The sequence below is a fragment of the Nocardia sp. NPDC041819 genome, assembly GCF_055590505.1.
In genome coordinates this window covers 787819-811060 of record NZ_JBVJAP010000001.1, presented here as the reverse complement: position 1 = coordinate 811060, position 23242 = coordinate 787819, and the positions used below count along the sequence as shown (strand labels likewise).

Below are 23242 nucleotides of genomic sequence, written 5' to 3'. Positions count from 1 at the left end.
GCCGGACGCGGGTTCGCGGCGAAGGACCGCAGTTGAGTCACGCGGCCAATTTCAGCTGCGCGCGCAGCTTGTTCAGCGCGCGATGCTGCATCACCCGGACCACGCCCGGGCTGGTGCCGATGGCCTCGGCGGTCTGCGCTGCCGACCAGCCGAGCACGATGCGCATCACCAGCACCTCGCGGTGCGCGGGGGCCAGCACCTTCATGAGTTCTTTTGTGGCGGCCCGCCGTTCGGAGGCCAGCGCCCACTCCTCCGGCCCGGCGGCGGAGGACGCGTAGTCCGGCACATCGGCCATCGGGTAGGCGGGGTGCTGCTGCGAGCGGCGGAACGCGTCGGCGACCTTGTTGGCCGAGATGCCGTAGACGAAGGCCAGGAACGACTTGCCCTGGTCGCGGTAGCGCGGGATGGCGTTGACGGTGGCCAGCAGGATCTCCTGCACCACGTCGTCGGCGGTGACCTGCAGGTGAGCCGTATTGCCCAGGCGCGCGCCGCAGTAGCGTCGCACCAGCGGATGCACGATCCGGATGATCTCCGCGACCGCCCGGCGATCGCCCGCCGCCGCAGGCCCGATCAGCTTATCCAGCTCGGCCGACACCCGCCGGCTCTCCGAGAGAGCGGGGTGGTGGTTCTTGGGCAGCGCCGCGGTGTTGTGCTCGGTAGCCACGTCCGAGTCCTTTCTTGCCGATCAATGCGTGTTTTTCGGTACGCATAGATCGTCTGAGAAACTCGGAGGGGCGACCAGGCACCCCAGGGTGGGGAAGCACCCACCTCCGCGGTGGGACTTATCCCACCCCTGTGCATTTCGCCTGGCGGCGGCGGAGGGTTAACAGCTCAAGCCGGTCCGGCCGCGACCACCGACTTGGTGGGCAGGTGGCCGGCCCGCCGCACCGCCCAGACGGTGACGCCCAGCGCCACCGCGGTCAGCGGCCAACCCATCGCGATGCGGGCGAAGGCGAGCCAGCCGGTGTGGTCGGTGTCGTAGAGCTGCGACTGCACCAGGTAGCGGGCCCCGAACACCACGATCCAGGTAGCGGTGGCCAGGTCGTAGAGGCGCACCGAGCGCGGATCGGACCGCCAGTCGGAGCCGTGCCCGTTCAGCACGCCCCAGATCACGCCGACCAACGGCCGACGGACCAGGATGGACGCGAGGAACACCCCGGCGTACACGAGGCTGGTATAGATGCCGAACAGGAAGAAACCCTTGGCCTCGCCCATCCGGTAGGCGATGAAGGCACAGATGCCGACGCCGAAGAAGCCGGAGATGGCGGGCTGGATGGGATCGTGCCGCACCAGGCGCCAGACGAGGATGGCGGCGGCCACGCCGAGGGCCGCCCAGATGGCGGCGGTCAGCCCGGCGAGGCTGTTCACGGGAACGAACACGACGACGGGAAGCGTCGAGTAGATCAGGCCGCTGAAGCCGCCGAGTTGTTCGAGGAGGGTCTGTTCGGCACGTTCCTCGTCACGATCGGGCACATTCGGCCCGGTGCGGTCGTCCGATCCTGCGTTGTCGTCGCTCAATGGCATACGTCAGCTGTTCCCGCGCAATTCGTAGTAGGGGTTGAAGATCACTTTGCGGCCGTCACGGTCGCCGACCCGGCCACGGACGAGGATGCGCCGCCCCGGCTCGATGCCGGGAATGCGCCTGCGCCCGATCCAGACCAGTGTGATCGCGTCGGTGCCGTCGAAGAACTCGGCCTGGACGCTGGCGCCCGCCGACTTGGGACATGCTTCGACACTGCGGAGCCTACCGAGCATGGTGGCCTCGTCACCGCGCCGACACTCCGACGCGCGCGACGCGCCCGAGGCCTCGGAGGTTTCGGCCAGTTCTTCGGCGTCCAGCTGATCGAGGTCCTGGGTCAGCCTGCGGCCCAGACGTCGAAAATACCCTGAGGCTGCGGATGACATTGTGCACGCTCTCCTGCATAGAGCAGATGGCGTGGGTCGCACACCATCGTGAGGGATCCGATCCGCACGACCCGCTGCGGCCGTACAACGCCACTGTAGATGGGTGGGGCCACCCCCGCTACGCTCGGACCGATGTTCGACTCCCCACACCCCGCTCGCGTCGTGGCGCTGCCCGGCACCGGATCCGACGCCGATTTCGCCCGGCGCGCGTTCGGGCCCGCCTGTGCCGCACGCGGCTGGGATTTCGTCGCGGTGGACCCGGACCCCCGCCGGGTGGTGGCGAGCTGCCTTGCCGCGCTGGAGACGGCGTCCGGCGCCGGCCCGGTGCTGGTCGCGGGCATCTCGCTCGGTGCGGCGATCGCACTGGAATGGGCCGCCGAGCATCCGGATCGCGTCGTGGGAGTCGTGGCGGCGCTGCCCGCATGGACCGGACCCGATACCGCCGCCTGCCCAGCAGCACTGAGCGCGGCGGCGACCGCCGCACAGCTGCGCACCGACGGTCTGGCCGCGGTGACCGACCGGATGCGCGAGAGCAGCCCGCGGTGGCTGGCCGACGCGCTGACCCAGTCGTGGCGGGCGCAGTGGCCGGCTCTTCCGCAGGCGCTGGAAGAGGCCGCCGACTACAAGTGGCCTGCCGCCGAGTTGCTTGCCACGTTCGAGCCGCCGCTCGCGGTGGTCGCCGCGGTCGACGACCCGGTGCATCCACACGCCGTCGCCGAGGAGTGGGCGGCGCTGGCCCCGCGCTCGCGGCTGCACCGGATCACCCTCGACGAACTCGGCGCCGACCCCGCGATCCTGGGACACGCGGGTATCGGCGCCTTCTGGTGAGTTCGTCGGCTCAGTTCAGGCCGAGCTGCTGCATGGCCGACCCGTCCGCGCCGCGACGCGGGCCCTGCGGCATCCGCGGCACCGCGGGCTGCGCGCCGGTCTGCGCCGCCACCTGCGCGGCCATCGCCTGCTGCTGAGCTTCCACCTGCTGCTGATGGGCCGCGGCCAGCTGCTCGGCCAGCTGCTGGGGCAGCACCACCGGCAGCGGCTCCCGTACCGGCAGCGGGTCCTCCCCACGCCGCACGACCGTCTCGCTCAGGATGGCCCGCGCCGCCTTGACCAGCGGGGTGCCGTCGTTCGCCGCGCCCGAGGGGCCCGCCGCGACCAGCCGCACCATCCAGCGATAGCCGTCCACACCGATGAAACGCAGATCAGCGCCTTCGGTCAGCGCCAGCAATTCCCGGCCCCACGGCCCGTTCTCGACCGACACCCGGGCGCCGTCCTTGCGCAGCGAGTCGGCCAGATCCGCGGCGACCAGCCGCCATTGGCCCGTGGTCTTCGGCGCGGCGTAGGCCGCGACGGTGATCCGGCCGTGCTCGGTGGCCAGGTGCACCGCTTGCGGCTGCCCCTCCGGCGTCATCTCGACCTGCAACTGACCGCCCGGCGGGACCGGCAACAGCACCGACCCGAGATCGAGCCGCTGCTCGGACACCTCGTCCAGCAGCTCGGCGACCTCGTCGTAGTCGTACGGGCCCGGCCGGCCGTGCGGCCGGTCGGCGTTCAGATCCACGCCCTCGTAGGACCGCTCGTCGGTGGGGGCGTCGTCGTAGAAGTCGTCGTCGTACTCGTCGGCGTAGGCGGACTCGTAGTCGGCGTAGTCGTCCGCCTCGTCGTACCGGTCGTCCGCGGCCCGGCTCGCGTTCTTTCTCTTCCCGAACATTCCCGTCATGCCTCCTTGCCGGTCGTCCGGCCCACCCCGTTCGTCGGTGCGGTCAGGCTCGCGTGACCACCGCTGGAGCCGTACCCGCCCGCCCCCCGGGTCGTCTCGTCGAGCGTGTCGACCTCCGCGAAATCCACCAGTTCCACACGCTGCACCAGCAGTTGCGCGATCCGGTCGCCGCGACGCAACTCGATCGGCGTGCGTGGGTCGTGGTTGATCAGGCACACCTTGATCTCGCCCCGGTACCCCGCGTCGACCGTGCCCGGGGTGTTCACCACCGACAGCCCGGTCTTGGCCGCCAGACCCGAGCGCGGATGGATCAGGCCGACCGTGCCCACCGGTAGCGCGACGGCGACACCGGTGCCGACCAGCACCCGCTCCCCCGGCTCCAGGATGACGTCTTGCGTGGTGCACAGATCCACGCCCGCGTCGCCCGCATGGGCACGCGTGGGCACGGGGATGCCGGGGTCCAGCCGCAGCAAGGGTATGGGTGAAAGTGCGCTCACGTTGGACGAGCCTACGCGTAGGCTGTTTGCCCTCGTGACTTAGTGTTGACTCGTGTCGGACCAGCCCAATCCCATGACCATGGACGAGAAAAAGCAGCCCGCGCAGCACTACCGGGAGCGCCTGTGGGTGCCGCTGTGGTGGTGGCCGGTGGCGTTCGCCGTCACCGGATTGCTCGCGGCGGAGATCCACATGGGCGCGCCGGGTCTGCGGGCGTGGCTGCCCTATGCGCTGTTGTTCCCGGTGCCGGTCTGGGTGCTGCTGTGGCTGAGCCGGCACCGCGTCGAAGTGGCGCCGGACGCGAACGGCACACCGGAGCTGCGCGCTGATCGCGCACATCTACCGGTGAACTTCGTTGCCCGCGCGGCCGCCGTCGCCCCCACCGCGAAAAGCGCGGCGCTGGGTCGCCAGCTCGACCCCGCCGCTTATGTCCAGCATCGCCCCTGGATCGGGCCGATGGTGTTGCTCGTGCTCGACGACCCGGACGATCCGACGCCGTACTGGCTGGTCAGTACGCGGCGGCCCGAACGGGTCCTTGCCGCGCTCGGTCTACCGAGCGCGGGCTGAGACTCTGCTCGATCTCGTCGAGATCAGGCGGCGCAATCCATGCAGATCATCTGGCCGCCCTTCTCACTGGCCAGCCTGCTCCGGTGATGAACCAGGAAACAGCTGGAACAGGTGAACTCGTCGGCCTGCTTCGGGATCACCCGAACCGTCAGCACTTCCTCGGACAGGTCGGCGCCGGGAAGCTCGAACGACTCCGCGGTATCGGATTCGTCGATATCCACGACGGCGGACTGTGCCTCGTTACGACGAGCCTTCAGCTCCTCCAGCGAATCCTCCGACACGTCGTCGGTTTCGGTGCGCCTCGGTGCGTCATAGTCGGTTGCCATGTCGTCTTCCCCTCGTCCTAACTCCGTATATCCCGGACCGGTCCGCTCACACCCGATTCCTGCCGGAATCGGCGCGACCGGTACCGCCCCGCCGGTGGTGCACGTCACACGTACACCGGTCGCCTATCAGGGCGGATCGTGTCGATCCACTCCCGATAGCGCTGGGTAAACGCAGGACATGCCCTTCTTGTTCCCGCGACCGACCACTGATTTCCGCACCGGCGATTCGATCTGGGCCGCCAGACAATAGCGGACCCCGGAGGAAAAGTCGCAATCAAAACACAGCCGAGTCGAAAATGAGGGCCAATCGACACCATCCGGGGAACGCACCGAGACCTTGCGCCGGGTCGCCGTCAGATTTTCGTAGAGTGTGCTGGTGGTTTCACTGATCACCGAAGGTACCTCGACGGATCCGCACGGGCGGCCGTTCCTGCGTCGCCGCCCCCAGCCCTGGCTCATCATGCTCGGCGTTCTCGCTCTGATCTGCGGGATCGTCTGGGTCAAAGCCCTCACGACGCACGACGCCGACCACACCGCGATGGCGTGCAACTCGCCCAGCCCCGCGTCGGATCCCGGTGCGCCGCAACCGACTCCACTCGGCCAGCGGGTCGGCGCCGGCCGGCTGCAGGACGTGGAACCAGCCCCGCTGGCGGCGAGCAAGGTGCGCGTGCTCAACGCGAACAACCAGCGCGGCCAGGCCGCGCACGTCGCCGCCCAGCTCGGCGACCTCGGCTTCGCGAGCGCACCCGGAACGCAATACGGCAACGATTCGGTATACGTCAACGGCGACCTGGAATGCACCGGGCAGGTCCGCTTCGGCGTCAACGGCCGTCCGGCCGCCGCCGCCGTGCAGTTGGTCGCGCCGTGTGCCGAGCTGATCGAGGATCAGCGCGGCGACGACACCGTGGATCTGGTGCTCGGCTCGCTGTTCCGGGACATCCGGCCCAGCAACGACGCGGAGGAAGTGCTGCGTTCGCTCAAGAACCCGGCGCCGGGCAACTCCACATCCATCGATGTCAAGTTGCTCGACGCCGCGCGACAGGCCCGCTGCTGATCAGCGGTCCGGAATCGGCTCGGTAGCACCCACCCGGGCCAGCAGTTCGCCCAATTCCTCGGCGATGCCGGGCGCGGCGGCCACCACCAGGTCGCCGTCGGTGCCCGGCGCCGTCGCGGGCGGAAGCGTCAGCCGCGCGCCCGCCTCCGCGGCGATCAACGCGCCCGCGCCCCAGTCCCAGGCGTTCAATCCGTGCTCGTAATAGGCGTCCACCCGGCCCGCCGCGACATGACACAGATCCAGCGCCGCCGCGCCGAACCGGCGGATGTCGCGCACGTGCGGCAGCACCTGCGCGACCAGCTCGGCCTGCCTGGTCCTGCGCTGCCTGCCGTAGGCGAATCCGGTGGCCACCAACGACATCGCGACCGAGTCGACGGGCGTGCAACTCAGGTGCTCCACCACGCCGTCGGCGTCGACCCGCAGCGCACCGAGCCCGAGCCCGGCGCTGTAGGTGGCCGCCCGCGCGACGTCCACCACGGCGCCCGCGACCGGTCGCCCGCCACGCAGCGCGGCCACCGACACGGCGTAGCCGGGGACGCCGTAGAGGAAGTTGACGGTGCCGTCGATCGGATCCACCACCCAGTGGACGGTGTCCGCGCTCGCGTCGTCGAGGCTGCCGCCGCCCTCCTCGCCGAGGATCGGGTCGCCGGGGCGCTGTTCGGCGAGCAGTTTCCGGATCAGATCTTCGGTCTCGGTGTCCACGATGGTCACCGGGTCGGTCTCGTGGCTCTTGGACTGCACGGCCCCTTCGGCGTGCGCGCCCGCGGGCCCGAACACCTCGGGGCGGCGGGCACGGACATGGGCGGCGGCCGTCTCGGCGATGTCGACCGCGACGCGACGCAGGTCGGCTTCGTCGCCACGCGCGACGATCGAGACGAAGGAGTCGGGGGTGTAGTCGGACACTGGCGATGAGGTTTCCGGCACGCCCTCCATCGCATCACACATCCTCGCCGAACGCCCAGCCCCGTGGTCCCATTACTCTTGTCGTGCACGACACAGCGCCGTCGTCGGGCATCCCATTCGCAGCGCCCGCAGCGGCGGCGTGGGCCCCGTGCAGCGCTGTCATCACACCGGCCAGCACAGGGAACGAGGGGTTAGTCATGTCCGCTCGGGGGCACGCATTCGGCATCGACATCGGCGGCAGCGGTGTCAAAGGCGCCGCGGTCGATCTGGCCACCGGCGAGTTGGTCCACGAGCGGATCAAGATCGCGACGCCGCACCCCGCGACACCGGGTGCCGTGGCGGAGGCGGTGGCCGAACTGGTCGCCGAGGCCGGGTGGACCGGGCCGGTCGGCCTCACGCTGCCCGCGGTGGTGACCGGCGGAGTGGCGCGCACCGCGGCGAACATCGACAAATCTTGGATCGGGACCGACGCGCGGGCGCTGTTCTCCACCGCGCTCGGCGGCCGTCCGGTCACCGTGCTCAACGACGCGGACGCGGCGGGCATGGCCGAGGACCGCTACGGCGCGGCAAGCGATTTCGCCGGTCTGGTGCTGCTGCTGACCTTCGGCACCGGCATCGGTTCCGCGTTGCTCTACCACGGCACGCTGGTGCCCAACACCGAACTCGGCCACCTGGAGGTCCAGGGCATGGAGAGCGAGCACCGCGCGGCGGCCTCGATCAAGGAACGCGACGGCCTGAGCTACGAGCAGTGGGCAGCGCAGGTCAGCCTGGTGCTGACCACACTGGAGGACCTGTTCTTCCCCGTCGTCTTCGTCGCGGGCGGGGGCATCAGCCGCGACGCCGAGCAGTGGATCCCGCTGCTCACCAATCGGACCCCCGTCATCCCGGCCCGCCTGCGCAACACCGCGGGCATCGTCGGCGCCGCCATGGCGATCGCTGGAGGAGTCGCACCGTGAGGCGCGCGGGTACGGCGAGGATGCCGCCACCGGCATCGTGCCGTAGGTACCCTGGTTAGATCGTTACAATGGAACGTGCCCGGCTGAGCCGGAGAAACCCCGACCGGCCCTCCGCCGGTGAAACCCGACAGATCGCTCCGCCGGAACACTACTCTGGCGTGACGCCGCACGAGACCGTCACGAAAGGGCGTACGTGGTAGCCACGAATACCCGTCAGACCGCCGACTCGGCCGATGCCGACTCCGCAGATGTAAACGCAGCACGGCCGGTCCGTAAGGCTGCCGCGAAGAAGGCTCCGGCGAAGAAGGCCGCCGCCAAGAAGGCGCCTGCCAAGAAGGCCGCGAAGGCGACCAAGGCTCCGGCGAAGAAGGCCACCACCAAAAAGGCGGGCCCGGACGGCGAGCCCGGCACCGATGAGGTGATCGAGGACGAGTCGCTCGATCTCGAAGATCTCGGCGATCTGGAAGTCTCCGAAGAGGACCTCACCGAGGGCGACGAACTGGTCGACGTGGCCGAGGAGGCGGAGACCGAGGAAGCCGAGGAACCGACGCCCGCGGACAAGGCCTCCGGCGACTTCGTCTGGGACGAGGAGGAGTCCGAGGCGCTGCGGCAGGCCCGCAAGGACGCCGAACTCACCGCCTCGGCCGACTCGGTCCGCGCCTACCTCAAGCAGATCGGCAAGGTCGCGCTGCTCAACGCCGAGGAGGAGGTCGAACTCGCCAAGCGGATCGAGGCGGGCCTCTACGCCGCGGAGAAGGTGCGCGAGTTCGCCGAGCAGGGCGAGAAGTTGCCGGTCGCGATGCGCCGCGACTACAACTGGATCGTCCGCGACGGCAACCGGGCCAAGAACCACCTGCTCGAGGCCAACCTGCGCCTGGTCGTCTCGCTGGCCAAGCGCTACACCGGCCGCGGCATGGCGTTCCTCGACCTGATCCAGGAGGGCAACCTGGGTCTGATCCGCGCGGTGGAGAAGTTCGACTACACCAAGGGCTACAAGTTCTCCACGTACGCCACCTGGTGGATCCGGCAGGCCATCACTCGCGCCATGGCCGATCAGGCCCGCACCATCCGCATCCCGGTGCACATGGTGGAGGTCATCAACAAGCTCGGCCGCATCCAGCGTGAGCTGCTCCAGGATCTCGGCCGCGAGCCGACGCCGGAGGAACTGGCCAAGGAAATGGACATCACGCCGGAGAAGGTGCTGGAGATCCAGCAGTACGCGCGTGAACCCATCTCGCTGGACCAGACCATCGGCGACGAGGGCGACAGCCAGCTCGGCGACTTCATCGAGGACTCCGAGGCCGTGGTCGCCGTGGACGCGGTGAGCTTCACGCTGCTGCAGGACCAGCTCCAGTCGGTGTTGGAGACGCTGTCGGAGCGCGAGGCGGGCGTTGTCCGGCTGCGCTTCGGGCTCACCGACGGTCAGCCCCGCACCCTCGACGAGATCGGCCAGGTCTACGGGGTCACCCGTGAACGCATCCGCCAGATCGAGTCCAAGACCATGAGCAAGCTGCGCCACCCCAGCCGCTCCCAGGTCCTGCGGGACTACCTCGACTAACTCGCATCGCCTCGACGCCCGTATTCGTCGCGCCGCTCGATTCCTCCAGCGGCCCGGCGGATGCGGGCGTCGCGCTTCGGGTGACCCGGGTCGCTCGTGTGAGCGCTCGATCGGATTCCACATCCCTCGCTGCGGCCCCCTGGACCGATCGTGGGGCGACTACCACCGAGTTCGTACGGACGGCCCTCGCTCGTGCCGTGACGCAGCGCACACGGGGCCTCACGGCAGGCGTACGCCCGGCGCGGCAGACTTGCGGGGTGGTTGCCCCGCCCTCGACTTCACCGGTACCGCGGTCGCCGTGGACGCAGACCGCCGACCTGCGCGCCGAACTGCGTGACACCTGGGTATGGCTGCGCCGTCCCGAATCGCCGCGCCGGATCCTGCCCGCGATCCGAGAGCATCTGGGCGCCGCCCCCGCGAGCACCGCATACGCGTTCACGCTGTTCGTCACATGGTGGACGTTGCGCGGGGTCGGAGACTCGGTCGAGCGCAGGCTGATCTTCTCGGCGTCGACCAACCTGTACAACATGCGGCACAACCCGGTTCAGGTGCTGGTCGCCTCGGCGTTCTGGACCGAAGGCGGTTTTCCCTGGGCGACCATCGCCGGCTTCCTAGTCGTCATGGCCTATGCGGAGCGCTGGCTGGGCACCGGGCGTTGGATTCTGCTGTTCGCGACCGGCCACATCGGGGCGACGCTGCTGACCGTCACCGGCATCGCCCATGCCATCGACCGCGGCGTCATTCCCTTACGGGTGGCCGTCGCCGCGGATGTCGGCACCAGCTACGGGTTCTCGGCCGTGCTCGCGGCCCTGGCGTTCCGGTTCCGTGGCAGGGTGCGAGCGGTGTGGGCCGGGACGATCCTCGTGGCGCTCGGCGCGGCGCTGTGGGTGGAACCGACCTTCACCGACTACGGCCATCTGTGCGCCGCCGTGATCGGGCTGGCGGTCGGCGCGACCGCGAGCCTGTTCTGGCACCGGCTGGAACGGACGGCCGCGCGCAAGGCCCGCTGGGCGCGGAGCTGATCAGGACACCGAAGGCTCGGGACGGCCGCGGTTGCGCAACAGCCCGACCATCGGCTCGACCACACGCGCCGCGATCGGACCCAGCACCGCCATCAGCAGGACGTAGGTCGAGGCGAGCGCGGTGAGCTGACCGTCCATCGCACCCGCGCTCACGGCCAGTCCCGCGATGACGATGGAGAATTCCCCCCGGGCGACCAGGGCCGCGCCCGCGCGGGCACGGCCGAGGTGCCGGATGCCCTCCCGCGCCGCGGCCCACCACCCGGTCGCCACCTTCGTCACGACGCTGACCACGGCGAGCACGATTGCCCACCCCAATACCGGGGGGATCGATCGAAGGTCGGTGCTCAAGCCGAACGCCACGAAGAAGATGGCCGCGAACAGGTCGCGTAGCGGTTCGAGCATTTTCACCGCCGCGCGCGCGGTCGAGCCGGAGATCGCGATGCCGAGCAGGAACGCTCCGACTGCCGCCGACACGCTCAGCGCCGAGGAGGCGCCCGCCACCAGCAGCGCCGCGCCGAGCAGGGTGAGCAGGAAGACCTCCCGATCGGCGCTGTCCACGATCGCCGACACGTACCGTCCGTAGCGCAGGGCCACCACGAGGACCAGCGTGATGGTGACCAGCGCCACCGCCAGCGCGCGCAGGCCGCTGACCCAGCTCAGCCCGGCCAGCACCGTGGTGAGGATCGGCAGGTAGACCGCCATCGCCAAGTCCTCGAACACGAGGATGGACAGGATGACCGGTGTCTCCCGGTTGCCGAGGCGCCCGAGGTCGTCGAGGACTTTCGCCACGATGCCCGAGGACGAGATGTAGGTGACCCCCGCCATCGTGATCGCGCCGTTGAGGCCCCAGCCCAGCATCAGCGCCACTACCGCACCGGGGGACGCGTTGACCACGATGTCCATCAGACCGGCCGGCCAGGAACGGCGCAGCCCGGTCACCAACTCCACGGCCGTGTACTCCAGGCCGAGCAGCAACAGCAGCAGCACCACGCCGATCTCGCCCGCGACGTGGCCGAAGTCGTAGGCGGCCCGGAGTTCGATGAGACCGCCTTGGCCGAAGGCGAGACCGCCGAGCAGGTACAGCGGGATGGGCGACATACCGACTCGGCCTGCGACACGCCCTAGCATGCCGAGAACGAAAAGAACCGCTCCGAGCTCGATCAGGGCGAGCGCGGTGTCCGTCACGGCTCAGCCGTGCGTCAAGATCTTCGCGGCGGCATCCAAGCCCTCCGGCGTGCCGACGACCACGAGCAGATCGCCCGCGGTGAAGGTGAAATCGGGACCGGGCGAGGGATGCAGCTGCCCGGCCCGCATGACGGCGACGATGGAGACCTTCGTGCGGGTGCGCATCTCGGTCTCGCCGAGGGTGCGGCCGTCGTACGGGGAGTTGTCCCCGATCGGCAGCTGGCGCGTGGTGATCCCGGGCAGGTCCCGGTGGTCGTCGTTGAGTTTGGCGACCAGTTGCGGCGCGCCCAGCAGGTTGGCAAGGACCGCCGCTTCATCGGTGGTCAGCGGGATCTGGGCGGCACAGGCGTCGGGGTCCTCGAGCTTGGAGACGATCAGGTCGATATCACCGTCGCGGTGGGCGACCACGCCGATTCGGCGACCGGAACGCACTTCGAAGTCCTTGCGGACACCGATGCCGGGTAGTGCGGTGACGTCGACGTTCACACCCTCCAGACTAACCGGATCACCCGGCCTGCGGCCCGATCGGTCATCACTTCGGCCGATGGCGCGTCGCGAGCGCTGTGCTGTGATGGAGGCGTGCGGCGTTGGTCGGAGGTGCCGGAGCAGACGCGGGATGCGTTGTGCGCGGTTATCGCGTTCGCCGGTGGCGCGGCGCTGTACCTCTCCGGCCTGTCCACGATGACCGAGCGGGGCGAGCAGGTGTCGTTGTGGGTGCGTTTCGGCGTGCTCGCCGCGCTGTGCCTGGCGACCTTCGCCCGGCGCCGGACGCCGGTCGCGGCCATGCTGGGTGGGCTCCTGCCCCTGGCGGTGGACATCCGGCTCGGCGCCACGGTGTCGGTGTGGATCATCTACGCCGACCTGATCTACGCGGCCGTGCTCTACGGCGGGCGCCGGACGTCACGGATCACGGCCCTGTCCTGGTCGGTGCTCTGCGGCATGGTCGTGGTGTCGGCCCTCGCGCTGACCGGCGACCTGCGCGCAGTCGCGTTGGCGTTGGTAGGGGCGTTCAGTTTCGTCGCGACGCCGATCTGGTGGGCGAGTTCGGTGCGCACGCACAAGGAGGTCGCGCTTGCCGAGCGCAGCCGGGCCCAGGCGCTCACCCTGGTCGCCGAACTCGACCGCCGCGCGGCCATCGCCGACGAGCGCACCACGATGGCGCGCGACCTGCACGACGTGATCGCCGGGCATCTGTCGGCCATCGCGCTGCACTCGGAGGCGGCGCTCGGGGTGCTGGCCCGCCGCGACGCCGACCCCGCGGTGGCCGGAATCATGCGATCCATTCGTTCCAACAGCGTCAGCGCGCTGGAGGAGATGCGCACCATGATCGGGTTGCTGCGCAGCGACGACACCGCGGCGGAGGCCGCCGCACCGCGGACCCTCGCCCAGTTGCCGATCCTGGTGGACGCCGCACGCGCGGCGGGCATCTCGGTGCGATTGCGCGAAGCGCTGGACGGCGCGTCGCTGCCCGGCGCGGTCGAGCAGACCGCCTATCGCATCGTGCAGGAGGCTTTGACCAACGCTATGAAACACGCACCGGGACAGGAGGTCCGCATCGACGTGCGGGCCGAAGACGAGATGCTGCGGATATCGGTCCGCAACCGGACCGTATCGGCGCGGCCGCACCCGGGGGCCGCAGCTACGCGCCGCGGTCTGCCGAACATGCGCGAGCGAGCCGGAGCGCTCGGCGGAAGCTTGTGCGCCGGAACGGATTCCGGCCATTGGGAAGTCGTGGCCCGGCTGCCGCTCGGCTCCGACGGTGCCGCATGACGATTCGGGTGGTGATCGCCGACGACCACGCCGCGATCCGCGCGGGCCTGCGGATGATCCTGGACGTCGAGGACGACATCGAGGTGGTCGGCGAGGCGGCCGACGGCGATGTCGCGGTGGCACAGGCCAAAGCGCTACGGCCGCAGGTGGTGCTGATGGACGTGCGGATGCCCGGGATGGACGGGATCGCCGCCACCGAGCGGATCACCGCCGACGGCCTGGCGAAGGTGCTCATCCTGACCACATTCGATGTGGACGAGTACGTCTTTCGCACACTGCGCGCGGGCGCCTCGGGATTCGTGCTGAAATCCACGTCGGGGCGGGCGCTGGTCGAGGCGGTGCGCGCGGTGGCGGCGGGTGACGGCGTGCTGGCTCCGGAAGTGACGCGAACGGTGATCTCGGCATTCGCCTCGTCGAATCAGGCTGCCGCGCAACCGGCCCCCGCCGGGCTCGACGAACTCACCGACCGGGAACGCGAAGTGCTCGATTGTCTCGGCGACGGCCTGTCCAACGCGCAGATCGCAGGTCGGCTGTTCATCGGGGAAACGACCGTCAAGACGCATGTCTCCCGGGTGCTGACGAAACTGGGTGTGCGGTCGCGGGTTCGAGCCGCCATCGTGGCGCGCGAGATCCGGGAGCGATAGTCACTCCGCACGGGGGGCGAACGTCCCGTCCGCCTCGGGCAGGTACTCCTCGACGCCCGTGACCGCTGCCACCGGCAGAGGCCCGTACAGGTGCGGGAAGAGCATCGCTTCCGGATCGGTCGGCGCGCCCGGCTCCCATTCGATCGGCGACCCGACCCGACCGGGATCGATACGCAGCAACACCAGATCGCGCCGTCCTCGGAACAACCGGTTTGCGGGCAGGTGCACCTGCTGCGGCGACGAGAGGTGGATGAATCCCGCTTCGGCTAGCGAGGGCGCACGGTACTCCCCCGTTTGCCGAGCGGAAAGCCATTCCTCCGAAGTGCATAGGTGAACAAGCGTGTGAGTGTCATAGGTCACGGGTAATCTCCCGGTAGACAACTGGATCGGCCGATCGAGAGTGTGACGCAGTGCACATCGATGACATGACCTGTGGCGTTCGCCCGTAGCGAAATCCCTGGTCGTGTTATCGAAAACACACTGCTTCATACGCGGGAACAAAGTCCCCCGTCCCGAACGTCTGACAGAGTAGTCATACCCCTGCTGGGAAGTAGCGGTAGCGAGCTCGTGGTGAGTGACCACGGGCCCCACACCAGGTGAACGGTCGTCGGGACCGGGAGCCAGGACGGAGGAGTCATGCCAGGAACCCTGACAAGCACCCCACTGACCGCGGTCGATCGTTGCGACCGCTGCGGGGCGGCTGCCCGAGTGCGTGCCGTACTGCCCGCAGGTGGAGAGTTGCTCTTCTGCCAGCACCACGCGAACGAACACATGGATCGGCTGCGTGAGCTGGACGCCGTGATCGACACGGAGTCCGCTCCCGCACTCTGATCTGCTCCTCGCGTCCTGACACAACAGCATCGGACAACAGAACACCGTTTCCACCGGCAGCGGGCGACCCACAGGTCGCCCGCTGCCGGCGTGTCCGGGCGGCGATCAGTTCCCGGACACTCCGGCGAGGATGCCGTCCAACAGCCTGGCCAGGCCGTATTCGAACGCGCCGTCCGGGTCGGCGGGCGCCTGGTACAGCTCGCCGACTGTCGCCCCGACGCGCGACGAGAGCGGGAACCGGCTCGGCGGCATGACCTCGGCCAGCAGCGGCCCGTGCACCTCCCACCACTCCGCGTCGCTCATCCGCCCGGTCTCGCGGGCAGCGGCCACCGCCATGCGCGCATTCCCGGCGGCGAACTCCGACAGCACGGCGATCACCCGGTCCATCACCACGTCCGGCATGCCGAGACCCTCGATCGCGGCGAGCTGCCGCTCATAGCGGCGCATTCGTCCCGGCCCGAGCACGAGCCGCCAGGGCGGCACCTCGAGCAGCCAGGGGTGCGCCACGAACTCCGCGCGGACCCGGCGGGCCACTGCGGCCAAGCGCTCACGCGGCGGTAGATCCGCAGGTATCGGCGGGTCCTCGTCGGCCACCGCGTCGACCATGAGGACCGCCAGGGCGTCCTTGCTCGGCACATACGTGTACAAACTCATCGGCCGCAGGCCCAGCTCGGCGGCGACCGTGCGAATGGAGACCTTCTCGTAGCCCTCCCGGTCGGCGAGCGCGACCGCCGCCGCGACCACCGCGTCGACGGTGACCGTCTGCTTCGGACCGCGCCCCACCGGACGCGGTGGAAGTTCGTGCCGCCAGAGCAGGCCCATCAGCTGCCTCGCCTGGTCGGGTGCGATGTCGTCGTTCACCTACTCCTCGGAACAAACTCGGTACGGTGTACGTTGTCACTTTACTCCGTACGCCATACGTTGATTTAAAGGGGTGCGTCCTGCCCAGCACACATGCCACTTACCTACCGGATCGGCACATGTTCGCACTCTGGACCTGGACGGGACTCGCTACGGGTCCGGCCCCGGCGGGTCCGGGTGACCGCGAGACCCTCGCGCTGGCCGTCCCGGCCCCCGCGGGCGAAACCTTGGAAGTCACCGACGTCGACGCCGTCTTGGTGGACCCCGTGACCTTCGCCGACTCGACGCTCGAGCACTCCGGAGAGTCCGTTTCGGCCTGGCAGCGCATCGTGCGCTCCGCACTGGCCGGTGAGCCACCCGGCACGGATACCGACGCGCTGCCCACCGCCGCGCACGCCGTCCCCGACGCGTCCGGCACGGCGATCGTCTCCGCGCACCGCGCGCAGCGCGTACTGCACGACACCGAGGCCATCGCCGCGGATCTGCGGGCGACGCTGAAAGCGCGACTGCGCCCCTACCAGGCACGCGGAATCGGCTGGCTACGCGAGACCGTGGCCGCGCACGGCGGCGCGGTGCTCGCCGACGAGATGGGACTCGGCAAGACCGTGCAGGCCATCGGCTTCCTGCTCGATCGGGCCGCGAGCGGTCCACAGCTGGTGGTGTGCCCGACCTCGCTGGTCGGCAACTGGGCACACGAGATCGGCCGGTTCGCGCCGGGGCTGCGGGTGGCCGTCTGGCGCGGCGGCGACCTCGACGCCGACCCCGCCACCGTCGTCGTCACCGGCTATCCGACCTTGCGGCTGCACGGACGGCTGCTGACGCAGCGCGCCTGGGCGACGGCCGTCTTCGACGAGGCGCAGGCGCTGAAGAATCCGCGCACCCAGGTCGCGAAGGCCGCGCGCGCGATCGACGCGGCCGCGACCGTCGCGCTGACCGGCACGCCGGTCGAGAACCACCTCGAGGAGCTGTGGGCGCTGCTGCACCTGGTGGCGCCCCGACTGTTCGGGCACCGGGCGCAGTTCCGGCGTCGTTTCGTGCGGCCGATCCACGAGGGTTCGGCGGCCGCCGCGGCGCGTCTTCGCGACACCATCGAACCCGTGGTGCTGGCCCGCACGAAAAGCCAGGTCGCCGCCGCGCTGCCCGCGAAGATCCACAGCGACCTGCTCTGCGACCTCACCGACGAACAGGAGCGGCTCTACGATCACCTGCTCGACAAGGCCGTCGAGGACGGATTCGGCGCGGGCATCGAGCGCCACGGTCGCGTGCTCGCTGCGCTGACCGCTCTCAAGCAGGTGTGCAACCATCCCGGGCTGATCACCGGCGAACTCCACGAACTCGCCGGCCGCTCCGGAAAACTCGACCTGTGCACCGACATCGTCGCCGCCAATCTCGAAACCGGCAGCCCGACCTTGATCTTCACGCAGTACCGCCAGACCGGTGAGCTGCTGGTGCGGCACCTCGCCGAACAGTTCGGAGTGCGGGCGCCGTTCTTCCACGGCGGGCTCTCCCAGGCCGAGCGCGCCGAGACCGTCACGCGGTTCCAAGCCGCGGACGGACCGCCGGTGCTGGTGCTCAGCCTGCGGGCGGCGGGCACCGGGCTCACGCTGACCCGCGCCGCCGACGTCGTCCACTTCGATCGCTGGTGGAACCCCGCGGTGGAGGCTCAGGCCTCCGACCGGGTCCACCGGATCGGCCAGACCCGCACGGTCACCGTCACCACGCTCACCTCGGCCACCACCGTGGAGGAGCACATCGCGGGCATGCACGACCGCAAGGCCGCGCTGCGCGATCTGGGCGACGCGGCGGGCATCGCGGCCCTGGCCGCCCTGGACGACGACCGGCTGATCGAGATGTTGCGGCGCAAGAGGGAGAATTGATGGCGGACAACGAGTTCGGCTACACGGCATGGGGCATGGACTGGGTGCGGCTGGCCGAGCCGCTGCGCCAGACCCGGCCGGATCCGCTGCTGCCCCGCGCGCGCAGTATCGCCCGCAACAACGGCGTGCGAGCCACCGTCGAGGGCCGGGTGGTGCGGGCCACGATCCACCGCGGCGGCGAGGCGTCGCTGACGCACGTGGAGGTGGCGCCGCTGTCCCGGCAGACGATCACCGCGATAGCCGCGATCGCACCAGACCCGACCCTACTGACCGACGACACGCATCGCGCGATCAGCGCGGCCGGAATAGCGCTCGGACCACAGCTCGCGGGCACCGACTGCTCGTGCACGGCCCGCAAGGCCCGGTGCGTCCACGTCCTGGCCGTCTACTACGAGATGGCGCGTCGAGTCGACGAGGATCCGCGCCTCACCTTGGCGATCCAGGACTATTTCGCTGCCACGCCGATGGATTCGGACGAGCCCGCACCGCAGGCGCGGTGGACCCCGATCAGTGCGCTGGACCCGCGGCGATTCTTCACAACCACGACCGGCTGAACGGCCGGGCGACAGCTGACGCGTCCCTGCCGCCGGGTGCGGGCCACTGGCAAGAGCGACATAGCCGTGAGCCGGCGTGGTCGGCGCAACGCAGCCCAGCCAACCGGCTCGCCTCGATTTCGGCTTTCCTCCGATCCCGGACCGGAGCCACCGTCCGGCTGGTTCCGCATCCCGACCTTCCCGCCGGGCACCCGACGGGGAGGAGCCCGCGACCCGCTCGTACCGGCCGCTTCCGGGCTAGGACCTCACTCCGGCCGCCTGGCCCGGAAGCGGAAACTCGAAGCGCCGGTGTCGATCCGCACATCGGTGAAGCCGATCCGGCGCAGCCGGTCGGCTGCGGTCTCCGGCGGCACGGGCACACAGGTGTCGCCGAGGTGCATGAGCCGGAACAGGCGGCCGTCGAGCCCGTCGCTGCCCGCGAACACCCCGCCCGGGCGCAGGACGCGCAGGGCTTCGGCGAACAGCGCGTCCTGCCTGCCGGGTGTCGGCACGTGGTGCAGCATGGTGAAGCAGACCACGGAGTCGAATCGCCCCGGCGGCAAGGGCATCTCGGCGCCGTCGCCGTCGATCACCGTCATCGCCTCGCCGTGCCGCTCGCGTAACCGGGTCGCAAGCGCCGGATCGATTTCGACACCGGTGAGCGCCGATGTCCGGGCCAGTAACGCGGAGACGTTGGCGCCGTAGCCGGGACCGATCTCCACGGTGTCGGCGCCCAGGTCGAGGCCGGACAGCGCCCACGGCACGATGCGCGTCGCGCTGGTCTTCTCCCACATCGACGAGCGGCACAGCAATCGGTGAAATATGTTCATCGCCATACCTGTGACGCTAGGAACCGATCGCGCCGGGCACGACAGGCTACGGTGACAAGTTGTGTCGCAGAACGGCCACGCCGTAGTCCATCCCGCTCCGGCGGGCGCGACCGCCATGGTGTTCGGGGTCGGAGTGCTGCCCGCCAGGCACTGGTTCGAGCGGCACGAGCATCCGCAACACCAGATCGCCTGGGCCTCGCGCGGCGTCCTCGCGGTCGAGGTGGACGACAACCGCTGGGTGCTACCGCCGACCAGGGCGCTGTGGATCCCCGCGGGCGTCGCGCACCGAACCGGGACCTCCGACGGCGCCGCGATGCGCGGCATCTTCCTCGACACCCGCCGCTGTCCGGTCGAGTTCGCCGCGCCGACCATGTTGCGCGTGACCCGCCTCCTGCACGAACTGTTCGACCTGCTCACCATGGCCGACACCGGCCGGGAGCAGCGAGCGCGGGCCGAGGCGGTCGTGTTCGATCTGTTCGAGCCCGTCCCGGTGATCCCGATCGGTGCGCGATGGCCCAGCGATCCCCGGGCACGGCAGGTGGCCGACGCGCTCACCGCCGATCCGGCCGACCCCCGCACGCTCGCCGAGTTCGCCGTCAACGTCGCCGCCAGCCCGCGCACGCTGGCCCGGTTGTTCGTGTCGCAGACCGGTCTCGGCTTCGGCCAGTGGCGCACGCAGGCCAGGCTGGCCGCTTCGCTGCCGCTGCTCGCCGCGGGCCTGCCGGTCGCCCGGATCGCGGGCCGGGTCGGCTACGGGACGCCGAGCGCTTACGTCGCGGCGTTCCGGCGGGCGGTCGGAATTCCGCCGGGACGGTATTTCTCCGGCTGATCAGGCGTTGGTGCCGCTGTCCACGGTGAGGAACGCGCCGGTCACGCTGCGACCGGACGGCCCGGCCAGGTAGGCCACCGCGGCCGCGACATCGTCGGCGGTGCCGAAGCGGCCCAGCGCGGTGAGGTCACGCTGGCGCTGCGCGTGCGCGCCGTCGCCGGGGTTCATGTCGGTGTCGGTGGAGCCCGGCTGGACGAGGTTCACCGTGATCGCGCGCGGGCCCAGTTCGCGTGCCAGCGCCTTGGTGAAGCCGCTGAGCGCCGACTTGCTGAGGTTGTAGAGCGTCGAACCGTCGAACGGCGCGTGATCGGTGAGGTTGGTGCCGATGCTGATGATCCGGCCGCCGTCGGTCATGTGCGCGACCGCGGCCTGCGCACCGACGAACGCGGCGCGGGCGTGCACGCCGAGCGCGTTGTCGATCTCCGCGAGGGTGAACTCCTCGAACGGCTTCGCCGGGAAGATCCCCGCGTTGTTGACCAGGATGTCCAGCCCGCCGAGTTCGGCCGCGGCGCGGTCCACCGCCGTGCGCACGGCGGTGGCATCGGCGCTGTCGGCCTGGATCGCTACGGCTCGGCGGCCGAGCGCCCGCAGATCGCCGACCACCGTCTTCGCCTGGTCTTCGGCGTGCTGGTAGGTCAGCGCCACGTCCGCGCCCGCCGCGGCGAGGCGGCGCGCGATCGCCGCCCCTATCCCGCGACTGCCCCCGGTGACCAGCGCGACCTTGCCCGTGAGGTCCGGCATCCGTACTCCTCCAATTTTTGTGTCGATCAATACATAAATAGCCAAGCGGATCGGCCCACAGGTGTCAAGGGGTATATTTAACGATCGACACAGAAAGGTCCGGCATGGCTGAACGGGGACGACCGCGCGCCTTCGATCGCGCCGAGGCGTTGCGCTGTGCCATGGAAGTGTTCTGGGAGCACGGCTACGAGGGCGCCTCGATGAGCGACCTGACCACCGCGATGGGGATCAACTCCCCCAGCCTGTACGCCGCGTTCGGGAGCAAGGAGGCGCTGTTCCGCGCAGCCGTGGAGCTCTACGGGCACACCGACGGCGGCTACACCGCCCGCGCGTTGCGGGAGGAGCCGACCGCGCGGGCGGCTGTCGAGGCGATGCTGCGGGACAACGCGAGGGCTTACACCGAGGAGAACAAGCCGCACGGGTGCATGGTCGTGCTGGCGGGATCCACCTACACCACCCGCAACACCGGCATCCGCGACTTCCTTGTCGACAAGCGCCGCGAGACCATCGAAGACCTCCGGCGGCGGCTCGATCGCGGCCTCGCCGAGGGCGACCTACCGGAAGGCGCCGATACCGCGGCGCTGGCCGGTTTCTACACCACGGTTCTCTACGGCCTGTCCATCCAGGCACGCGACGGAGCGACGGCGGCGGAGCTCACCGCCTCCATCGACTGCGCCATGACCGCCTGGCCCGCCGGCTGACGCGGGCTATTTCCGGCGCAGCGCGGCGATGCGCTCACCGAGTTGCTCGGCGGAGGCCAGCGCGGTCGGCGGCCCTCCACATTCGCGGCGCAACTCGCCGTGAATCACCCCGTGCGGTTTCCCGGTGCGATGGTGGTGCATCGCCACCAGGCTGTTGAGTTCACGTCGCAGCTCGCCCAGCCGATCGGCCGTGGCCACCCGCTCCGCGGCTCCGGCCACCTGAGCGCCGGGATCGGGGACAGGTGCGGGCACACTGCGCTCGGAAACCTGTTTGGCCTGCCGCTCGCGCAGCAGCGCGCGCATCTGCTCGGCGTCCAGCAGGCCCGGAATCCCCAGGTAATCGGCCTCCTCGTCGCTGCCAGCGAAAGTCGCGGTACCGAAGGAGGACCCGTCGTAGATCACCTGGTCGAGTTCGGCGTCGGCGGCCAGCGCGACGAAGGACTTCTCCTGCTCGCCCGGCTCGTCCTGCTGCTTGTTCGCTTCGATCAGCAGGTCGTCGTCGAGACCGTTCTTCTCCCGGTGCGGCTTGCCGATGACGTGGTCGCGCTGCAACTCCAGCTGCGCGGCCAGATCCAGCAACACCGGCACCGACGGCAGGAACACGGTCGCGGTCTCACCGGGCTTGCGGGCACGCACGAATCGTCCGATCGCCTGCGCGAAGTACAACGGGGTGGAGGCGCTGGTCGCGTACACCCCGACGGCCAGGCGCGGGACGTCGACGCCCTCGGACACCATGCGGACCGCGACCATCCAGGGCTGGGTGCTCTTGCCGAATTCGGCGATGCGGTTGGAGGAGGCCGGGTCGTCGGAGAGCACCAGCGCGGGCTTCTCACCCGAGATGTGCTCGAGCAGTTCCGCGTAGTCGCGGGCACGGTCCTGGTCGGTGGCGATCACCAGACCGCCCGCGTCCGGCATACCGGAGGCGCGCTTCTGGCGCAGCCGGATGTCCGCCGCGCGCAGCACGGCGGAGATCCAGTCGCCCGCCGGGTCCAGCGCGGTCCGCCAGGCGCGGGCGGTCTGTTCGGCGTTCAGCGGCTCGCCGAGACGCGCGGAATACTCCTCGCCCGCGCTGTCGCGCCAGTGCGCCTCGCCGGAATAGGCCAGGAAGACCACCGGCCGCACCACGCCGTCGGCGAGGGCCTCGGCGTAGCCGTAGGTGTGGTCGGCACGGGACTTCGGGAACCCGGACTCGTCGGGTTCGTAGACGACGAACGGGATCTGGCTGTCGTCGCTGCGGAACGGTGTACCGGTCAGCGCGAGGCGGCGGGTGGCGTCGCCGAACGCCTCGGCGGTCGCGTCGCCCCAGCTCTTGGCGTCTCCGGCGTGGTGGATCTCGTCGAGAACGACGAGCGTCCTGCGGTTTTCGGTGCGTACGCGGTGGCGGAAGGGATGCGCGGCGACCTGCGCGTAGGTGACCACGACGCCGTGATAGTCACCCGAGGTGCCGCCGGTGGAGTTGGAGAACCGCGAGTCCAGTGCGATCCCGGCGCGCGCGGCGGACTGCGCCCACTGATGCTTGAGGTGCTCGGTCGGCGCCACCACGGTGATCTGGTCCACCGTGCGGTCGGCCAGCAGCTCGGCGGCCACCCGCAGCGCGAAGGTGGTCTTGCCCGCGCCCGGGGTGGCCACGGCGAGGAAGTCCCGCGGCCCGGTGGCCAGATACTTCGTCAGCGCCCGTCGCTGCCAGGCGCGGAGCGAGCCGCCGACGACGGTACTCGCCGCTGTCGAATCGCCCGGCGTCTCCGCTTCTCCCGCCACAGCGGCGCCACCCGACCCAGTCACGCAGACGACCCTAGCGGCCCGCCACGGTGTGTCGCCAAACCGACGCGGCGGGCGCGACGGGCATCACACGGCCACCAGCCAGGACGCCGGCAGTTCACCCGATGCGCATCGACACGTCCCGCGCACAGTCCGATGCCGATCGCCGAAGTGCGCGA

27 protein-coding genes are annotated in these 23242 nt (G+C 70.0%); 13 read left to right on the top strand and 14 right to left on the bottom strand.

All coding sequences use genetic code 11. From position 1 onward, the window contains the following. Window positions 1-37: 37 nt before the first annotated feature. The 3 genes from ACZ6DL_RS03865 to ACZ6DL_RS03855 all read right to left on the bottom strand — a co-directional run bounded on the left by ACZ6DL_RS03865 (window position 38) and on the right by ACZ6DL_RS03855 (window position 1905). Window positions 38-664: a sigma-70 family RNA polymerase sigma factor gene (locus tag ACZ6DL_RS03865; RefSeq protein WP_466048812.1), complete on the bottom strand. Its 627-nt coding sequence runs from the start codon at window positions 662-664 to the stop codon at window positions 38-40. Between the two features lie 167 nt (window positions 665-831). Continuing rightward, window positions 832-1524: a DUF3159 domain-containing protein gene (locus ACZ6DL_RS03860; protein WP_466048810.1), complete on the bottom strand. Its 693-nt coding sequence runs from the start codon at window positions 1522-1524 to the stop codon at window positions 832-834. Between the two features lie 3 nt (window positions 1525-1527). Beyond that, entirely contained in the window at window positions 1528-1905 is a 378-nt protein-coding gene (locus ACZ6DL_RS03855; RefSeq protein WP_040867807.1) for an OB-fold nucleic acid binding domain-containing protein, read from the bottom strand. Window positions 1906-2037: 132 nt separating this feature from the next. Between ACZ6DL_RS03855 and ACZ6DL_RS03850 the strand changes: the two genes are divergently transcribed. Further along, window positions 2038-2733, top strand: coding sequence for an alpha/beta fold hydrolase (locus tag ACZ6DL_RS03850; RefSeq protein WP_466048809.1), 696 nt, complete (start codon window positions 2038-2040; stop codon window positions 2731-2733). A 10-nt stretch (window positions 2734-2743) separates the two neighbouring features. On the opposite strand, the gene ACZ6DL_RS03845 is transcribed toward ACZ6DL_RS03850, so the two are convergent. Continuing rightward, on the bottom strand, window positions 2744-3613 hold the full coding sequence (locus ACZ6DL_RS03845; RefSeq protein WP_466048807.1) for a DUF3710 domain-containing protein: 870 nt from the start codon (window positions 3611-3613) through the stop codon (window positions 2744-2746). Window positions 3614-3618: 5 nt separating this feature from the next. Beyond that, window positions 3619-4119 (bottom strand): dUTP diphosphatase, encoded by a 501-nt coding sequence (gene dut / locus ACZ6DL_RS03840; protein WP_466048806.1) that lies wholly within the window; start codon window positions 4117-4119, stop codon window positions 3619-3621. Between the two features lie 79 nt (window positions 4120-4198). On the opposite strand from dut, the gene ACZ6DL_RS03835 reads away from it, so the two are divergent. After that, window positions 4199-4684 carry a DUF3093 domain-containing protein gene (locus ACZ6DL_RS03835; protein WP_357116436.1) on the top strand — a complete coding sequence of 162 codons (486 nt, stop codon included), beginning with the start codon at window positions 4199-4201 and terminating at the stop codon, window positions 4682-4684. Window positions 4685-4707: 23 nt separating this feature from the next. Here the strand turns inward: ACZ6DL_RS03835 and ACZ6DL_RS03830 are convergent, their stop codons facing one another. Next, complete coding sequence (locus ACZ6DL_RS03830) at window positions 4708-5010, bottom strand: DUF4193 domain-containing protein (protein ID WP_014986697.1); 303 nt, start codon at window positions 5008-5010, stop codon at window positions 4708-4710. A gap of 376 nt (window positions 5011-5386) precedes the next feature. On the opposite strand from ACZ6DL_RS03830, the gene cei reads away from it, so the two are divergent. Continuing rightward, a complete protein-coding gene (cei, locus tag ACZ6DL_RS03825) occupies window positions 5387-6064 on the top strand; it encodes an envelope integrity protein Cei (RefSeq protein ID WP_466048805.1) in 678 nt (225 codons plus the stop codon). Here the strand turns inward: cei and ACZ6DL_RS03820 are convergent, their stop codons facing one another. Then, window positions 6065-6997, bottom strand: coding sequence for an inositol monophosphatase family protein (locus ACZ6DL_RS03820; protein ID WP_466048803.1), 933 nt, complete (start codon window positions 6995-6997; stop codon window positions 6065-6067). A gap of 167 nt (window positions 6998-7164) precedes the next feature. On the opposite strand from ACZ6DL_RS03820, the gene ppgK reads away from it, so the two are divergent. The 3 genes from ppgK to ACZ6DL_RS03805 all read left to right on the top strand — a co-directional run bounded on the left by ppgK (window position 7165) and on the right by ACZ6DL_RS03805 (window position 10503). Beyond that, window positions 7165-7923: a polyphosphate--glucose phosphotransferase gene (gene ppgK / locus ACZ6DL_RS03815; protein WP_393228835.1), complete on the top strand. Its 759-nt coding sequence runs from the start codon at window positions 7165-7167 to the stop codon at window positions 7921-7923. Window positions 7924-8116: 193 nt separating this feature from the next. Further along, a complete protein-coding gene (locus tag ACZ6DL_RS03810; protein WP_466048802.1) occupies window positions 8117-9481 on the top strand; it encodes an RNA polymerase sigma factor in 1365 nt (454 codons plus the stop codon). Window positions 9482-9738: 257 nt separating this feature from the next. Next, window positions 9739-10503, top strand: a complete 765-nt coding sequence (locus ACZ6DL_RS03805) for a rhomboid-like protein (protein ID WP_466048801.1) — start codon at window positions 9739-9741, stop codon at window positions 10501-10503. Here ACZ6DL_RS03805 and ACZ6DL_RS03800 read toward each other — a convergent pair whose 3' ends face one another. Continuing rightward, the gene (locus ACZ6DL_RS03800; protein ID WP_466048799.1) at window positions 10504-11688 is read right to left on the bottom strand and encodes a cation:proton antiporter; all 1185 of its coding nucleotides are present in this window, start codon (window positions 11686-11688) and stop codon (window positions 10504-10506) included. 3 nt (window positions 11689-11691) lie between these two features. After that, window positions 11692-12174: a cation:proton antiporter regulatory subunit gene (locus ACZ6DL_RS03795; RefSeq protein WP_040867823.1), complete on the bottom strand. Its 483-nt coding sequence runs from the start codon at window positions 12172-12174 to the stop codon at window positions 11692-11694. A gap of 93 nt (window positions 12175-12267) precedes the next feature. On the opposite strand from ACZ6DL_RS03795, the gene ACZ6DL_RS03790 reads away from it, so the two are divergent. Together ACZ6DL_RS03790 and ACZ6DL_RS03785 are read left to right on the top strand one after the other, a co-directional pair. Then, on the top strand, window positions 12268-13458 hold the full coding sequence (locus tag ACZ6DL_RS03790) for a sensor histidine kinase (RefSeq protein WP_466048798.1): 1191 nt from the start codon (window positions 12268-12270) through the stop codon (window positions 13456-13458). Then, complete coding sequence (locus ACZ6DL_RS03785; RefSeq protein ID WP_466048797.1) at window positions 13455-14102, top strand: response regulator; 648 nt, start codon at window positions 13455-13457, stop codon at window positions 14100-14102. The genes ACZ6DL_RS03790 and ACZ6DL_RS03785 overlap by 4 nt, the downstream gene beginning before the upstream one ends. Here the strand turns inward: ACZ6DL_RS03785 and ACZ6DL_RS03780 are convergent, their stop codons facing one another. Continuing rightward, window positions 14103-14462 (bottom strand): DUF952 domain-containing protein, encoded by a 360-nt coding sequence (locus tag ACZ6DL_RS03780; protein ID WP_466048795.1) that lies wholly within the window; start codon window positions 14460-14462, stop codon window positions 14103-14105. 276 nt (window positions 14463-14738) lie between these two features. On the opposite strand from ACZ6DL_RS03780, the gene ACZ6DL_RS03775 reads away from it, so the two are divergent. Further along, window positions 14739-14933, top strand: a complete 195-nt coding sequence (locus tag ACZ6DL_RS03775) for a DUF7455 domain-containing protein (RefSeq protein ID WP_036538000.1) — start codon at window positions 14739-14741, stop codon at window positions 14931-14933. 105 nt (window positions 14934-15038) lie between these two features. Here the strand turns inward: ACZ6DL_RS03775 and ACZ6DL_RS03770 are convergent, their stop codons facing one another. After that, window positions 15039-15755, bottom strand: coding sequence for a TetR/AcrR family transcriptional regulator C-terminal domain-containing protein (locus tag ACZ6DL_RS03770; RefSeq protein WP_466049557.1), 717 nt, complete (start codon window positions 15753-15755; stop codon window positions 15039-15041). A gap of 158 nt (window positions 15756-15913) precedes the next feature. On the opposite strand from ACZ6DL_RS03770, the gene ACZ6DL_RS03765 reads away from it, so the two are divergent. Both ACZ6DL_RS03765 and ACZ6DL_RS03760 read left to right on the top strand, forming a co-directional pair. Further along, a complete protein-coding gene (locus ACZ6DL_RS03765; RefSeq protein WP_466048793.1) occupies window positions 15914-17671 on the top strand; it encodes a DEAD/DEAH box helicase in 1758 nt (585 codons plus the stop codon). Next, entirely contained in the window at window positions 17671-18225 is a 555-nt protein-coding gene (locus ACZ6DL_RS03760; RefSeq protein WP_466048792.1) for an SWIM zinc finger family protein, read from the top strand. The genes ACZ6DL_RS03765 and ACZ6DL_RS03760 overlap by 1 nt, the downstream gene beginning before the upstream one ends. A gap of 245 nt (window positions 18226-18470) precedes the next feature. On the opposite strand, the gene ACZ6DL_RS03755 is transcribed toward ACZ6DL_RS03760, so the two are convergent. Further along, window positions 18471-19040: a class I SAM-dependent methyltransferase gene (locus ACZ6DL_RS03755; protein WP_466048791.1), complete on the bottom strand. Its 570-nt coding sequence runs from the start codon at window positions 19038-19040 to the stop codon at window positions 18471-18473. A gap of 55 nt (window positions 19041-19095) precedes the next feature. Between ACZ6DL_RS03755 and ACZ6DL_RS03750 the strand changes: the two genes are divergently transcribed. Then, entirely contained in the window at window positions 19096-19863 is a 768-nt protein-coding gene (locus tag ACZ6DL_RS03750; RefSeq protein ID WP_466048789.1) for an AraC family ligand binding domain-containing protein, read from the top strand. Here the strand turns inward: ACZ6DL_RS03750 and ACZ6DL_RS03745 are convergent, their stop codons facing one another. Then, window positions 19864-20604 (bottom strand): SDR family NAD(P)-dependent oxidoreductase, encoded by a 741-nt coding sequence (locus ACZ6DL_RS03745; protein ID WP_466048788.1) that lies wholly within the window; start codon window positions 20602-20604, stop codon window positions 19864-19866. A 104-nt stretch (window positions 20605-20708) separates the two neighbouring features. On the opposite strand from ACZ6DL_RS03745, the gene ACZ6DL_RS03740 reads away from it, so the two are divergent. Continuing rightward, window positions 20709-21305: a TetR/AcrR family transcriptional regulator gene (locus ACZ6DL_RS03740; RefSeq protein ID WP_466048787.1), complete on the top strand. Its 597-nt coding sequence runs from the start codon at window positions 20709-20711 to the stop codon at window positions 21303-21305. A gap of 6 nt (window positions 21306-21311) precedes the next feature. On the opposite strand, the gene ACZ6DL_RS03735 is transcribed toward ACZ6DL_RS03740, so the two are convergent. Further along, complete coding sequence (locus ACZ6DL_RS03735; protein ID WP_466049555.1) at window positions 21312-23063, bottom strand: DEAD/DEAH box helicase; 1752 nt, start codon at window positions 23061-23063, stop codon at window positions 21312-21314. Between the last annotated feature and the right edge of the window lie 179 nt (window positions 23064-23242).